Source organism: Cedecea sp. FDAARGOS_727, assembly GCF_012273235.1.
Taxonomy (GTDB): Bacteria; Pseudomonadota; Gammaproteobacteria; order Enterobacterales; family Enterobacteriaceae; genus Cedecea; species Cedecea davisae.
The window spans coordinates 3,474,256-3,488,247 of the sequence record NZ_CP050966.1; the positions used below are offsets into that span (position 1 = coordinate 3,474,256).

Here is a 13,992-nt window from a genome sequence, read left to right on the forward strand (position 1 = left end):
GCGTGCTGGAAGACTTACGAGCTAATAGCTGGAGCCTGCGGCCCTGCTGCATGGTGCTGGCCTATCGCGTCGCCCATTTCTGCTCGGTGTGGCGCAAAAAACACGTCATCAACAACCTGTGGGCTGCGCCAGCGATACTTTTTTATCGCTTCGTTACCGAATGCCTGTTTGGCTACGAGATCCAGGCCGGAGCCACGATTGGCCGTCGTTTTACTATTCATCATGGCTACGCGGTGGTTATCAATAAATTCGTGGTTGCCGGGGATGATTTAACCATCCGTCACGGCGTAACGATTGGCAACCGCGGCAAAAGCCTGGCCTGCCCGGTCATCGGTAACGGCGTTGAGCTGGGTGCCAATGTAGTTATCGTTGGCGATATCACCATTGGTAATAACGTGGCGATAGGGGCGGGCAGCGTGGTGCTGGACAGCGTGCCGGACAATGCGCTGGTAGTCGGTGAAAAAGCACGGGTGAAGGTCATCAAATGAACATTATGCAATTTAACGTGCGGCTGGCCGAAGGCGGAGCTGCTGGCGTAGCGCTGGACTTGCATCAGCGCGCGCGCCTTGCGGGATTATCTTCGCGTTTTATTTATGGCTACGGCAAGGGCGGTAAAAAAAGCGCCAGCCACGATATCTACCCGGATGTGGTGAAGCACACGCCTCGCCTGGTTTCTATCGCTAATATCGCGCTGTTTCGCTTTTTAAATCGCGATCCGTTCGGCAACCTCAATAAGCTTTACCGAAGCGTTATCCGCAGCCAGCAGCCGGTGGTTTTACACTTCCATGTCGTACACAGCTACTGGCTGAATCTCGATGAGATGGTTTCTTTCTGCCAGCGAGTAAAGGTCAACAAGCCGGACGTGACCTTCGTCTGGACGCTGCACGACCACTGGAGTATTACCGGCCGCTGTGCGTTTCTTGACGGCTGCGAAGGTTGGAAAACCGGCTGCACAAAATGCCCGACGCTGAACAACTACCCGCCGGTGAAGGTCGATAAAGCTCACCAGATGGTAGACGGCAAGCGCCAGCTGTTTCGTGAAATGCTGGCGCTCGGCTGCCAGTTTATTTCCCCGAGCCAGCATGTTGCCGAAGCTTTTAACCAGCTGTACGGGGCAGGGTGCTGCAAAATCATCAATAACGGCATCGACGTAGCGACCGAAGCTATTCTGGCGGAATTGCCTGAAAGTGCTGCCAGTACCGCGAAACCGCGGGTAGCGATTGTTGCCCATGACCTGCGCTACGACGGCAAAACAGACCAAAAGCTGGTGCAGGAACTGATGGCACTCGGCGATAAAATTGAGCTGCATACCTTCGGCAAGTTCTCTCCGTTTAGCGGCAATAACGTGATTAATCACGGCTATATGACCGACAAACGGGCATTGATGAGCGAGCTGAATACCATGGACAGTCTGGTGTTCAGCTCCAGGGTGGACAATTATCCGCTGATCCTCTGTGAAGCGCTGTCCATCGGCGTGCCGGTAGTGGCAACCCGCAGTGAAGCCGCGGACGAAGTGCTGCGAAAAGTCGGCGGAAAAACCTTTACTTCCGATCGGGTTCCTGCCCTGGTTCAGCTCAAAAAAGCTCAGCTTGCCCGGCAGATATTTGCCACCGATTTAGCCACCTTCCGCGAAGCGAGTCGCCAGGCCTACAGTGGAAAACAGATGCTGGAGGAATATGTCTCGTTCTATCAGGGTCTGTAGCTATCTGCTGCTGCCGTTCATCTATCTGGTGGTGAACATCAAGCTGGCCTCTCTCGGGGAGAGCTTTCCCATCACCATCGTGACGTTTCTGCCCGCTATCCTGTTTTTATACATCGAGCGCATTAATCTGAAGAAGTTAATGATTGCGTTGGGAGTAGGGGCAGGGTTGACGGCGTTTAACTACATCTTCGGTCAGTCGCTTGATGCCGCTAAATACGTGACTTCGATGATGCTGTTTGTCTACATCGTGCTTATCCTCGGCATGACGTGGAGTTGCCGTTTTAAAACCATTTCGCAGCGTAACCACCGAAAAATCCTGCGTTTCTTTTACTGTGTGGTGGGGATTATCGTCACCCTCGCCGCTGCCGAAATGGCGCAGATTATTCTTACCGGCGGCAGCACCCTGATTGAGAAAATCTCGAAGTTTCTTATCTACAGCAACAGCTATGTACTCAACTTTATTAGCTTTGGCGGGCGGCGAACTACCGCTCTCTATTTTGAGCCGGCATTCTTCGCCCTGGCATTAATCTCAATTTGGCTCAGCATCAAACAGTTTGGTATCAAAACGCCGAAAACTGATGTTATGATTCTTTTAGGGATAATCCTTTCAGGATCTTTCTCCGGCGTAATGACTTTTATTCTGTTTTATTTGCTGGAGTGGGCGTTCCAATACCTTAATAAAAGCGCCATTAAAAAGAAGTTGCCGTTAGCAATTATTTCTTTGGCGGTTTTTTTAATCGGGCTGGTGTTTGCATTTCCTTATATCGCGACGCGAGTCGGCGATTTGGGGACCGAAGGGTCATCTTCCTATTATCGTATAATAGGTCCGCTGGCGATGGTGGGTTATTCCCTGGCCAACGTTGATGGCGTGGTGCGTTTTGGCTCACTTTATGAATATGTCGCATCATTCGGAATATTTAACGGTGCGGACGTGGGTAAAACCGTGGACAATGGTCTTTATCTGCTGATTATTTATTTCTCATGGTTTGCAGTATTGATGACCGCCGGTTATATGTGGCGCGTTTTGAAAATGATGCGTAATGCTTTCGGTAATAATGAGAACTATCGGGTTCAGCTTTGGCTGTTTATGCCTGTATCCTTGTTTTTTACCGGCTCAATTTTTAGTCCGGAATATGCTTTCTTAATTGTTTGCCCATTTGTTTTGCGCAAGGCAATTAATTCGACGCTGCCAGGAGGTGCGCAATAATGTTATTAAGTGTTATTACAGTCGCGTGGCGTAATTATGACGGCGTGGTGAAAACCTGGCAGTCTCTGGCTCATTTAGCTCAGGCAAAAGGCGTTGAATTTGAGTGGATTGTTGTTGATGGCAATTCGCCGGACGGCACCGGAGAATTTCTTGGCAGCCTGAACGGCCAGTACAACCTGCGCTTTGTTAGCGAAAAAGATAACGGTATTTATGATGCCATGAATAAAGGTATCGCGATGGCGCGCGGGCGTTATGCTTTATTCCTTAATTCCGGAGATGCCTTCCACCCGGAAATCACCGAAGTTATTCAACAGCTTGTGGTGCTTGGCGAGCGAGATAACGCGATGGTCATCGGCGATGCGCTGCTGGACTTCGGCGACGGCAACAAAACTCGCCGCAGCGCCAAGCGCGGCTGGTATATCTACCACAGCCTGCCTGCCAGCCATCAGGCAATATTTTTTCCGCTCTCCGGGCTGCGTAAACATCCTTACGATCTGCAATATAAAGTCTCTTCCGATTACGCTCTGGCGGCAAAAATGTATAAAAGTGGTTATGCATTTAAACGCATTAAAGGGCTGGTGTCTGAGTTTTCAATGGGCGGTGTGTCTACCTCCAATAATATTGAGCTGTGTCGTGATGCAAAAAAAGTACAGCGCAAAATATTACGAGTGCCGGGGTTTATTGCGGAGCTTTCTTTTCAACTGCGGTTGAGAACCACCGGTAAAGCCAAGGCGCTTTATAACAAAGCCTGAGCGCACGGGGAGCATTATGCAGGAATTAAGCGGCTTCAGCGTGCCGAGGGGGTTTCGCGGCGCGGGTGGCATAAAAGTGCAATTGTGGTGGGCCGTTCAGGCAACATTATTTGCCTGGTCGCCGCAGGTTTTATATCCCTGGCGTGCATTTTTATTACGGCTGTTTGGCGCTAAGGTGGGCAAGAAAGTTGTTATTCGTCCATCGGTTAAAATTACCTATCCGTGGAAATTAACACTGGGCGATCATGCCTGGGTAGGCGATGACGCAGTGCTTTATACCCTCGGCGAAATTGTTGTCGGGGCTAATTCGGTCGTATCGCAGAAGTGTTATTTGTGCACCGGCAGCCACGATTATATGAGTAAGCATTTTGATATTACTCAGGCGCCAATTGTGATTGGGGAAAAATGCTGGCTGGCGACAGATGTATTTGTTTCCCCTGGCGTAACCATCGGTGATGGTTGTGTAGTTGGGGCACGTAGCAGCGTTTATAAATCATTACCGGCGAATGCCATTTGCCGGGGTAACCCGGCAGTAAAAATACGCGAACGCGCGTAATTATTTTCACCCTCGCTCTACTCATTAAGGGGGCTCGCCCTCTCTCCATCGGGGAGGGGGATGGGGTGAGGGGTAAGGGCCAATAAAAATGTTCATAGAGGATAAATTATCATGACTAAAGTAGCTCTCATCACGGGTGTCACCGGACAAGACGGCTCTTACCTGGCGGAATTCCTGCTGGAAAAAGGCTATGAAGTTCACGGTATCAAGCGTCGCGCCTCTTCTTTCAATACCGAGCGTGTTGACCACATTTATCAGGACCCGCATGCGGGCAACCCTAAGTTCCACCTGCACTACGGTGACCTGACCGACACGTCCAACCTGACCCGCATTCTGTCTGAAGTGAAGCCGGATGAAGTGTATAACCTCGGCGCCATGAGCCATGTAGCGGTTTCGTTTGAATCGCCGGAGTATACCGCTGACGTTGATGCGATGGGCACTCTGCGCCTGCTGGAGGCTATCCGCTTCCTTGGCCTGGAAAAGAAAACGCGCTTCTATCAGGCTTCTACCTCCGAGCTGTACGGCCTGGTGCAAGAGATCCCGCAGAAAGAGACCACGCCTTTCTACCCTCGCTCTCCTTACGCGGTTGCCAAACTTTACGCTTACTGGATAACCGTAAACTACCGCGAATCCTACGGCATGTACGCCTGTAACGGCATTCTCTTTAACCACGAGTCCCCGCGCCGCGGCGAAACCTTCGTGACCCGCAAGATTACCCGCGCCATCGCCAACATTGCTCAGGGCCTGGAGAAGTGCCTGTACCTCGGCAACATGGACTCGCTGCGCGACTGGGGCCACGCCAAAGACTACGTGAAAATGCAGTGGATGATGCTGCAACAGGACAAGCCGGAAGATTTCGTTATTGCCACCGGCGTGCAGTATTCCGTTCGCCAGTTTGTGGAAATGGCCGCCGCTCAGCTCGGCATTAAGCTGCGCTTTGAAGGCCAGGGCGTGGAAGAGAAAGGCATTGTGGTTTCCGTTACCGGCCACGACGCACCGGGCGTAAAACCTGGCGACGTTATCATCTCCGTTGACCCGCGTTACTTCCGTCCTGCCGAAGTAGAAACCCTGCTGGGCGACCCGACCAAAGCGCACGAAACCCTGGGCTGGAAACCGGAAATTACGCTTCAGGAAATGGTCGGTGAAATGGTAGCCAAAGATCTGGAAGCGGCGAAGAAACACTCTCTGCTGAAGTCCCACGGGTACGAGGTAGCCATCGCGCTGGAGTCCTGAGCATGAATAAAAAACGTATCTTTGTTGCCGGCCACCGGGGAATGGTGGGCTCGGCCATCGAACGCCAGCTTGGGCAGCGTGATGACGTGGAGCTGGTACTGCGTGGGCGTGACGAACTGAACCTGCTGGACAGCGCAGCGGTGAACGCCTTTTTTGCCGGTGAGAAAATCGACCAGGTGTATCTTGCGGCGGCAAAAGTGGGGGGTATTGTTGCCAACAACACTTATCCGGCGGAGTTCATCTACGAGAACATGATGATTGAGAGCAACATTATTCATGCCGCACATACGCACGGCGTGAACAAACTGTTGTTCCTCGGTTCGTCCTGTATTTATCCAAAGATGGCGCAGCAGCCTATGGCTGAAAGCGAGCTGCTGCAGGGCACGCTTGAGGCGACTAACGAGCCATACGCGATAGCGAAAATAGCCGGGATCAAGCTCTGCGAGTCCTATAACCGTCAGTATGGCCGCGACTATCGCTCGGTGATGCCGACCAACCTCTACGGGCTGAACGACAACTTCCACCCGAGCAACTCGCACGTTATTCCGGCGCTGATGCGCCGCTTCCACGAAGCCACGCAGGATAACGCGCCGGATGTGGTTGTCTGGGGCAGCGGCACGCCGATGCGCGAATTCCTGCACGTTGACGATATGGCGGCGGCAAGTATTCACGTAATGGAGCTGGACCAGGAAGTGTGGCAGGAGAATACCGAACCGATGCTGTCGCACATCAACGTCGGCACCGGCATCGACTGCACCATTCGGGAACTGGCACAGACCATTGCAAAAGTGACCGGCTACCGTGGCCGCGTGGTGTTCGACGCCAGCAAGCCCGACGGCACGCCGCGCAAATTGCTGGATGTTTCCCGCCTGCATCGCCTCGGCTGGTATCACGAGATTTCACTGGAGGCCGGCCTCGCCAGCACTTATCAGTGGTTCCTCGAAAACCAGCAGCGGTTCCGGGGGTAAGCATGTTTCTGAGCGCTGAAGATTTTGCCACCGTAGTCAGCTCTACGCCGCTTATCTCCATCGATCTTATCGTCGAAAACCAGGCCGGAGAATTCCTGCTTGGCCTGCGCACCAATCGCCCTGCAAAGGGCTTTTGGTTCGTGCCCGGCGGACGTGTACAGAAGGATGAAACCCTGGCTAACGCCTTTATCCGCCTGACTGAGGCGGAGCTGGGTACATCCTTCCCGCTTGCGGACGGGGAGTTTTACGGCGTCTGGCAGCACTTCTACGGCGATAACTTTTCCGGCAAGGATTTTTCAACCCACTACATCGTGCTGGGCTTCCGCCTGCGGGTGGATGACAAGCAGCTAAGCCTGCCGGGTGAGCAGCATAAAGCTTACTGCTGGCTGACGCCGGAAGCGTTGCTCAAGCGCGAAGATGTGCACGACAACAGCCGCGCTTACTTCATTAAGCAGGGCAAAGGGAAGGTACCGGGCTTATGAAAATTCTGGTCTACGGCATTAACTATTCACCCGAACTGACCGGTATCGGCAAGTACACCGGTGAAATGGTGGAGTGGATGACCAGCCAGGGCCACGAGGTGCGGGTGATAACCGCGCCTCCCTATTATCCGGTATGGAAAGTTCACCCGGACTACTCGGCATGGAAATACAAAAAAGAGCAGGGCAGAGCGACCGTCTGGCGCTGCCCGCTCTATGTGCCGAAGCAGCCTTCTACGCTGAAGCGCCTTATCCATCTCGGTAGCTTCGCGTTTAGCTCTTTGTTCCCGCTCCTGGCGCAGCGCCGCTGGAAGCCGGACCGCATTATCGGCGTGGTGCCTACGCTGTTTTGCGTACCGGGTATGCGCCTGCTGGCAAAACTCAGCGGCGCACGCACGCTGCTGCATATTCAGGATTATGAAGTGGACGCGATGCTTGGGCTGGGAATGGCGGGCAAAACGCCCGGCAAAATCGCTCGCCTCGCGCAGCGTTTCGAACAGAGCGGCCTGCATAACGTGGATAACGTCTCCACTATCTCCCGTTCGATGATGAACAAAGCCGTCGAAAAGGGCGTCGATCCGCAGCGGGTTATTTTCTTCCCGAACTGGTCGGAAGTTGCGCGTTTTCGCGACGTGGAGCCAGAACAGCAGCGAGCTTTACGCGCCAGCCTGAATCTGCCGGAAGATAAAAAAATCATTCTCTACTCCGGCAATATCGGCGAGAAGCAGGGGCTGGAAACGCTGATTGAAGTTGCGGGCAAGTTCGCCGAAATGCCGTACCTGTTCGTGATTGTCGGGCAGGGCGGCGGCAAAGAGCGTCTCGAAAAGCTGGTTTATGTGCACGGGCTGAATAACGTGGTGTTCCACCCGCTTCAATCTTATGAGGCGCTACCGGCGCTGCTTGGCCTGGCCGATTGCCATCTGGTTATCCAGCGGCGCGGCGCGGCGGACGCCGTGCTGCCTTCAAAACTGACAAATATTCTGGCGGTTGGCGGCAATGCGGTGATTACCGCTGAACCGGAAACCGAACTGGGGCAGCTCTGCGAAGCCTATCCGGGAATTGCGGTCTGCGTTGAGCCTGAGTCCGCGGACGCGCTGGCAGACGGGATTGAACGCTGCCTGCAGCTTCCTGCAAACAACACGGTGGCGCGTGAATATGCCGAACGCACGATCGAAAAAGAGAACGTGCTGAGTCAATTTGTTGCCGCTATCTCTTCAAAAACAGTCGGGGATAATTTATGAGTACCTCACAACTCTATCCGGTAATTATGGCAGGCGGTAACGGCAGCCGCCTCTGGCCTCTCTCCCGCGTGCTGTACCCGAAACAGTTCCTCTGCCTGAAAGGGGAACTGACTATGCTGCAAACGACCATTAATCGCCTGAACGGGGTGGAATGCGAAAGCCCGGTGGTGATTTGCAATGAGCAGCATCGCTTTATCGTGGCCGAGCAGCTGCGCCAGCTGAACAAGTTAACCGAAAATATCGTGCTGGAGCCTGCCGGGCGCAATACCGCTCCGGCCATCGCGCTGGCGGCTCTTGCCGCTTTGCGTAATCAGCCGCAGCAGGATCCGCTGATGCTGATCCTTGCCGCAGACCACGTTATTCAGAATGAAGATGCGTTTCGCGATGCGGTGCGCAGCGCGATGCCTTACGCCGAAGCGGGGAAGCTGGTGACCTTTGGCATCGTGCCCGACCTGCCGGAAACGGGCTATGGCTACATTCGCCGGGGCGGCGTTGCCAGCCCGGAAAACGGGGCTGATTCGCTGGCCTTTGGCGTGGCCCAGTTTGTTGAAAAACCGGACCTGTGCACCGCGCAGGCCTATGTCGCCAGCGGTGAATATTACTGGAACAGCGGCATGTTCCTGTTCCGCGCCGGGCGTTATCTTGAAGAACTGGCGAAATTCCGCCCGGATATCCTGGCCGCCTGCGAGAAGGCTATGGCAGGTGTTGACCCGGATCTTGATTTTGTGCGCGTTGACGAGCAGGCCTTCCTGGACTGCCCGGATGAGTCCATCGACTATGCGGTTATGGAAAAAACCGCCGATGCGGTCGTGGTTCCGATGGATGCGGGCTGGAGCGACGTCGGCTCCTGGTCATCGCTGTGGGAAATCAGCACCAAAAATTCTGAAGGCAATGTGCATCACGGCGACGTTATCAGCCACGATACTGAAAACAGCTATATCTATGCCGAGTCCGGCCTGGTGACCACCGTAGGCGTGAAAGGTCTGGTGGTGGTACAGACCAAAGACGCGGTGCTGATAGCCGACCGCGACCACGTTCAAAGCGTGAAGAAAGTGGTCGAGCGAATCAAAGGTGACGGCCGGCATGAACATCACAACCACCGGGAAGTGTATCGCCCGTGGGGCAAATATGACTCTATTGATTCCGGCGAGCGTTATCAGGTGAAACGCATCACCGTTAAGCCGGGAGAAGGGCTGTCGCTCCAGATGCATCACCACCGCGCCGAGCACTGGATTGTGGTGGCGGGCACCGCGAAGGTGACCCTCGGTGATGAAGTGAAATTGTTGGGCGAGAACGAGTCAATCTACATTCCGCTCGGCATGACGCATTGCCTGGAAAACCCCGGGAAAATTCCCCTCGACCTGATTGAGGTCCGCTCCGGCACCTATCTGGAAGAAGACGATATTGTCCGTTTCCAGGACCGCTACGGGCGCATTTAACCCTTAAATCCCCATAATTCTCCGCGGGCCTCAGGCCCGTGGGTTGGGTAACTGTTGCCCGAAGGAGCGAAATGATGCAGCAACTGACCTGTTTTAAAGCCTACGACATCCGTGGCCGCCTGGGCGACGAGCTGAATGAAGATATCGCGTGGCGCATTGGCCGCGCCTATGGCGAATACCTGAAGCCCAAAACCATCGTGCTGGGCGGCGACGTGCGCCTGACGAGTGAATCCCTGAAGCAGGCGCTGGCTCGCGGCCTGCAGGATGCGGGCGTGGATGTACTGGATATCGGCCTGTCCGGTACCGAAGAAATTTACTTTGCCACCTGGCACCTGAACGTGGACGGCGGGATTGAAGTGACCGCCAGCCACAACCCGATGGACTACAACGGCATGAAGCTGGTACGCCAGGGCGCCCGCCCAATCAGCGGTGATACCGGCCTGCGCGACGTGCAGCGCCTGGCGGAAGCCAACGACTTCCCGCCGGTTAACGAAGCCGTACGCGGCAGCTACCGGAAGGTGTCGGTGGTGGAAGCCTACCTCGACCATCTGTTCTCCTATATCAACGTCGACAACATTAAGCCGCTGAAGCTGGTGGTGAACGCAGGTAACGGCGCGGCAGGCCCGATTGTGGACGCTATCGAAGCGCGTTTTAAGGCACAAAACGTCCCGCTGACCTTCGTGAAGATACACAACACGCCGGACGGCAATTTCCCGAACGGTATTCCTAACCCGCTGCTGCCGGAATGCCGGGCAGACACCCGCAATGCGGTGATTGAGCACGGGGCTGATATGGGCATCGCCTTTGACGGCGACTTTGACCGCTGCTTCCTGTTCGACGAGAAAGGGCAGTTTATCGAGGGATATTACATCGTTGGCCTGCTGGCGGCGGCCTTCCTTGAGAAACAGCCTGGGGCAAAAATCATTCACGACCCGCGCCTGTCATGGAACACGGTGGACATCGTCGAACGCGCGGGGGGCAGGCCGGTGATGTCGAAAACCGGGCATGCGTTTATCAAAGAGCGCATGCGTGAAGAAGATGCGATTTACGGCGGGGAGATGAGCGCCCATCACTATTTCCGTGATTTTGCCTACTGCGACAGCGGGATGATCCCGTGGCTGCTGGTGACCGAGCTGCTGTGTCTGAAGGGTAAAACGCTGGGCGAGCTGGTCCGTGACCGCATGGCCGCCTGGCCCGCAAGCGGGGAAATCAACAGCAAACTGGATGACCCGAGCGCGGCGATTGAGCGGGTGCGTGCCCATTTTGGGCCACATGCAGAAGAAATCGACCACACGGACGGGATCAGCATGGCGTTTGGCGACTGGCGGTTCAACCTGCGCAGCTCCAACACCGAGCCGGTGGTGCGCCTTAACGTGGAGTCGCGAAGCGATGAGCCGCTGATGCATGCGCGAACGCAGGAAATTATGGCTTTGCTGAACCAGTAACCTGCCGCACTCAGGTGTTTTAGGCCCTCTCTTTCAGGAGGAGGGTTAAAACACCGATGCGACTTCTTTCAAAGGTAAAACGATGACAAATCTAAAAAAGGGCGAGCTGCCAAAAACCAACGCATCGTTGATCTCTATGGTGCAACGTTTTTCCGACATCAGCATTATGTTTGTTGGGTTGTGGACTATCTGCAAAGTCAACGGGTTGCCGTTCCTCTACATGCATTTGCTTATGGCCTTGTTGACCCTCGTTGTGTTCCAGATGATTGGCGGCATTACGGATTTTTACCGCTCATGGCGCGGGGTGAAAATCTCCAGCGAATTGCGCCTGCTGCTGCAAAACTGGACATTAAGCCTGATTTTCAGCGTCGGCCTGCTTTCATTTAATAGCGATTTTGACGGTTCTTTCTGGATTTATCTGGCCTGGTATTTGTTAACCAGTACCGGGCTGGTGGTTTGCCGATCGCTGATTCGCTATGCCGCAGGCTGGGCGCGCAACAAAGGTTACAACACCCGGCGCGTGGCCATCGCCGGTTCGCTGCCGGTGGGGCAGCTTCTCGCGCAGAGCTTCAATAATGAGCCATGGCTCGGTTTCAAAGTGCTTGGCGTTTATGACGATGAACCGCCGGCGGGCGGCCTGATTAACTATGCAGGTAACTTCGAAAATCTGGTTACCGATGCCCGCAACGGCGAGATCGATAAAGTCTATATCGCAATGGCGATGAGCCATGAGTCGCGTATTAAACAGCTGGTTCGCGAGCTGGCGGATACCACCTGCTCGGTGCTGCTGATCCCCGACGTTTTCACCTTCAACATCCTTAACGCCAGAACCGAAGAGGTTAACGGCGTGCCGGTTGTGCCGTTGTTTGAAACGCCGCTTAGCGGCATCAACAGCGTCATTAAGCGCCTCGAAGATATCGTGTTGTCCTCCTTTATTCTGCTGCTGATTTCGCCGGTGCTTATCTGCATTAGCCTTGCGGTGAAGCTGACATCGCCGGGGCCGGTTATTTTCCGCCAGACTCGCTACGGCATGGACGGAAAGCCGATTAAGGTCTGGAAGTTCCGCTCCATGAAGGTAATGGAAAACGACGCAGTGGTGGTGCAGGCCATCAAAGGGGACAAGCGCATTACGCCTATCGGCAGTTTCCTGCGCCGCACTTCGCTCGATGAGCTGCCTCAGTTTATCAACGTGCTGTTTGGCGGCATGTCTATCGTCGGTCCGCGCCCGCACGCGGTGGCGCACAACGAACAATATCGCGCGCTAATTGAAGGCTACATGCTGCGCCATAAGGTGAAACCCGGCATTACCGGCTGGGCGCAAATCAACGGCTGGCGCGGTGAAACCGATACCCTCGACAAGATGGAAAAACGCGTTGAGTACGACCTGGAATACATTCGCGAATGGAGCCTGTGGTTCGATATCAAAATTGTCTTCCTCACCGTGTTCAAAGGTTTTGTGCACAAAGCGGCCTACTGACGGAAATCACCATGAGCCTGAGAGAGAAAACCATCAGCGGAGCCAAATGGTCCGCCATTGCGACGGTGATTATTATTGGTCTGGGTCTGGCGCAAATGACGATTCTTGCCAGAACTATCGATAACCATGAGTTTGGTTTATTGACGGTATCGCTGGTCATTATCGCCCTGGCCGATACGCTGTCCGACTTCGGCATTGCCAACTCGATTATTCAGCGCAAAGAGATTAGCCACCTTGAACTGACCACGCTGTACTGGCTGAACGTGGGGCTGGGCGTGGCGGTGTGCGTGGTGGTCTTTTTGCTGAGCGACGTGATAGCCGGGGTGCTTCACACTCCCGCGCTGTCGCCGCTGATTAAAACGCTGTCGTTTGCCTTTATTATTATTCCTCACGGGCAGCAGTTCCGCGCCCTGATGCAAAAGGAGCTGGAGTTCTCCAAAATCGGCTCGATTGAAACCGTGTCAGTGCTGGCCGGGTTCACCGTTACCGTGACGGCGGCGATGTACTACCCGTTTGCGATGACGGCGATTATTGGTTACCTGGTCAATACTCTGGTACGCACCTCGCTGTTTGGATTCTTCGGGCGCAAAATTTATCGGCCGGGCTTCCATTTCTCCCTGAAATCGGTGAATTCCAACCTGAAGTTTGGTGCCTGGCTGACGGCGGACAGCGTGATTAACTACGTTAACACTAACCTGTCTACGCTGGTGCTGGCGCGTATTCTCGGGGCGAGCGTGGCGGGCGGTTACAACCTGGCCTATAACGTGGCGGTTGTTCCGCCGATGAAGCTCAACCCGATTATCACCCGCGTGCTGTTTCCGGCCTTCGCCAAAATTCAGGATGACACCGCGAAACTGAGGGTGAACTTCTACAAGCTGCTGTCCATCGTCGGCATTATCAATTTCCCGGCGCTGCTGGGGCTGATGGTGGTGTCGAATAACTTCGTCCTGCTGGCGTTCGGTGAAAAATGGCAATTTATTACGCCTATTCTGCAACTGCTGTGCGTTGTTGGCCTGCTGCGCTCCATCGGAAATCCGATTGGTTCGCTGCTGATGGCGAAGGCGCGAGTGGACATCAGTTTCAAATTCAATGTGTTTAAAACCTGCCTGTTTATTCCGGCGATTATCGTCGGCGGCCAGCTGGGCGGCGCGCTGGGCGTGACGCTTGGTTTTCTGCTCATTCAAGTGATTAACACCGTTCTCAGCTACTTCATCATGATAAAGCCGGTGCTTGGCTCCAGCTATCGGGAGTACATCCTTAGCATCTGGCTGCCGTTTTATCTCTCGCTACCGACCCTGATTGTAAGCGCGGCCCTGGGCGTTGCCCTCAAAGGGCACCTGCCGCCTGGCGTCCTGCTTTGCACCCAGATTGCCGCGGGAGCCGCCGCCTTTATCGCCATGATTATTTTGTCCCGCAATGCGCTGATCGTCGAAATGAAGCGACAGTTTTGCCGAAATGAACGCCTGAAAGCGCTGCTTCGCGCTGGCTAAGAA

General features: G+C 54.5%; 13 protein-coding genes. All 13 read left to right on the plus strand.

Annotation, left to right across the window (positions count from 1 at the left end; all coding sequences use genetic code 11):
• Positions 1-2: 2 nt before the first annotated feature.
• The 13 genes from wcaB (at position 3) to FOC35_RS16375 (ending at position 13,989) form a co-directional block, all read left to right on the plus strand.
• The gene (wcaB, locus tag FOC35_RS16315) at positions 3-488 is read left to right on the plus strand and encodes a colanic acid biosynthesis acetyltransferase WcaB (RefSeq protein ID WP_172569496.1); all 486 of its coding nucleotides are present in this window, start codon (positions 3-5) and stop codon (positions 486-488) included.
• The gene (locus FOC35_RS16320) at positions 485-1,702 is read left to right on the plus strand and encodes a glycosyltransferase (protein ID WP_172569497.1); all 1,218 of its coding nucleotides are present in this window, start codon (positions 485-487) and stop codon (positions 1,700-1,702) included. The genes wcaB and FOC35_RS16320 overlap by 4 nt, the downstream gene beginning before the upstream one ends.
• On the plus strand, positions 1,677-2,909 hold the full coding sequence (gene wcaD, locus FOC35_RS16325; protein ID WP_172569498.1) for a colanic acid polymerase WcaD: 1,233 nt from the start codon (positions 1,677-1,679) through the stop codon (positions 2,907-2,909). Before FOC35_RS16320 ends, wcaD begins: the two co-directional genes overlap by 26 nt.
• Positions 2,909-3,661: a colanic acid biosynthesis glycosyltransferase WcaE gene (gene wcaE / locus FOC35_RS16330; protein WP_172569499.1), complete on the plus strand. Its 753-nt coding sequence runs from the start codon at positions 2,909-2,911 to the stop codon at positions 3,659-3,661. The genes wcaD and wcaE overlap by 1 nt, the downstream gene beginning before the upstream one ends.
• Positions 3,662-3,677: 16 nt before the next feature.
• Positions 3,678-4,217 (plus strand): colanic acid biosynthesis acetyltransferase WcaF, encoded by a 540-nt coding sequence (wcaF, locus tag FOC35_RS16335; RefSeq protein WP_016537239.1) that lies wholly within the window; start codon positions 3,678-3,680, stop codon positions 4,215-4,217.
• 111 nt (positions 4,218-4,328) lie between these two features.
• A complete protein-coding gene (gmd, locus tag FOC35_RS16340) occupies positions 4,329-5,450 on the plus strand; it encodes a GDP-mannose 4,6-dehydratase (protein ID WP_172569500.1) in 1,122 nt (373 codons plus the stop codon).
• A 2-nt stretch (positions 5,451-5,452) separates the two neighbouring features.
• A complete protein-coding gene (locus FOC35_RS16345; RefSeq protein WP_172569501.1) occupies positions 5,453-6,418 on the plus strand; it encodes a GDP-L-fucose synthase in 966 nt (321 codons plus the stop codon).
• 2 nt (positions 6,419-6,420) lie between these two features.
• Positions 6,421-6,900, plus strand: coding sequence for a GDP-mannose mannosyl hydrolase (locus FOC35_RS16350; protein ID WP_172569502.1), 480 nt, complete (start codon positions 6,421-6,423; stop codon positions 6,898-6,900).
• Positions 6,897-8,138 carry a colanic acid biosynthesis fucosyltransferase WcaI gene (wcaI, locus tag FOC35_RS16355; protein ID WP_172569503.1) on the plus strand — a complete coding sequence of 414 codons (1,242 nt, stop codon included), beginning with the start codon at positions 6,897-6,899 and terminating at the stop codon, positions 8,136-8,138. Before FOC35_RS16350 ends, wcaI begins: the two co-directional genes overlap by 4 nt.
• Positions 8,135-9,577, plus strand: coding sequence for a mannose-1-phosphate guanyltransferase (gene cpsB, locus FOC35_RS16360; RefSeq protein WP_172569504.1), 1,443 nt, complete (start codon positions 8,135-8,137; stop codon positions 9,575-9,577). The genes wcaI and cpsB overlap by 4 nt, the downstream gene beginning before the upstream one ends.
• Positions 9,578-9,651: 74 nt before the next feature.
• Positions 9,652-11,022, plus strand: coding sequence for a phosphomannomutase CpsG (gene cpsG, locus FOC35_RS16365; RefSeq protein WP_172570385.1), 1,371 nt, complete (start codon positions 9,652-9,654; stop codon positions 11,020-11,022).
• 82 nt (positions 11,023-11,104) lie between these two features.
• Positions 11,105-12,499 carry an undecaprenyl-phosphate glucose phosphotransferase gene (wcaJ, locus tag FOC35_RS16370; RefSeq protein ID WP_172569505.1) on the plus strand — a complete coding sequence of 465 codons (1,395 nt, stop codon included), beginning with the start codon at positions 11,105-11,107 and terminating at the stop codon, positions 12,497-12,499.
• 11 nt (positions 12,500-12,510) lie between these two features.
• On the plus strand, positions 12,511-13,989 hold the full coding sequence (locus FOC35_RS16375) for an MOP flippase family protein (RefSeq protein ID WP_172569506.1): 1,479 nt from the start codon (positions 12,511-12,513) through the stop codon (positions 13,987-13,989).
• Positions 13,990-13,992 lie beyond the last annotated feature (3 nt).

Coding starts and splice junctions, on each gene's coding strand:
- FOC35_RS16320 (WP_172569497.1), top strand. CDS start 485: ATGAACATTATGCAATTTAACGTGCGGCTGGCCGAAGGCGGAGCTGCT.
- wcaD (WP_172569498.1), top strand. CDS start 1,677: ATGTCTCGTTCTATCAGGGTCTGTAGCTATCTGCTGCTGCCGTTCATC.
- wcaE (WP_172569499.1), top strand. CDS start 2,909: ATGTTATTAAGTGTTATTACAGTCGCGTGGCGTAATTATGACGGCGTG.
- wcaF (WP_016537239.1), top strand. CDS start 3,678: ATGCAGGAATTAAGCGGCTTCAGCGTGCCGAGGGGGTTTCGCGGCGCG.
- gmd (WP_172569500.1), top strand. CDS start 4,329: ATGACTAAAGTAGCTCTCATCACGGGTGTCACCGGACAAGACGGCTCT.
- FOC35_RS16345 (WP_172569501.1), top strand. CDS start 5,453: ATGAATAAAAAACGTATCTTTGTTGCCGGCCACCGGGGAATGGTGGGC.
- FOC35_RS16350 (WP_172569502.1), top strand. CDS start 6,421: ATGTTTCTGAGCGCTGAAGATTTTGCCACCGTAGTCAGCTCTACGCCG.
- wcaI (WP_172569503.1), top strand. CDS start 6,897: ATGAAAATTCTGGTCTACGGCATTAACTATTCACCCGAACTGACCGGT.
- cpsB (WP_172569504.1), top strand. CDS start 8,135: ATGAGTACCTCACAACTCTATCCGGTAATTATGGCAGGCGGTAACGGC.
- cpsG (WP_172570385.1), top strand. CDS start 9,652: ATGCAGCAACTGACCTGTTTTAAAGCCTACGACATCCGTGGCCGCCTG.
- wcaJ (WP_172569505.1), top strand. CDS start 11,105: ATGACAAATCTAAAAAAGGGCGAGCTGCCAAAAACCAACGCATCGTTG.
- FOC35_RS16375 (WP_172569506.1), top strand. CDS start 12,511: ATGAGCCTGAGAGAGAAAACCATCAGCGGAGCCAAATGGTCCGCCATT.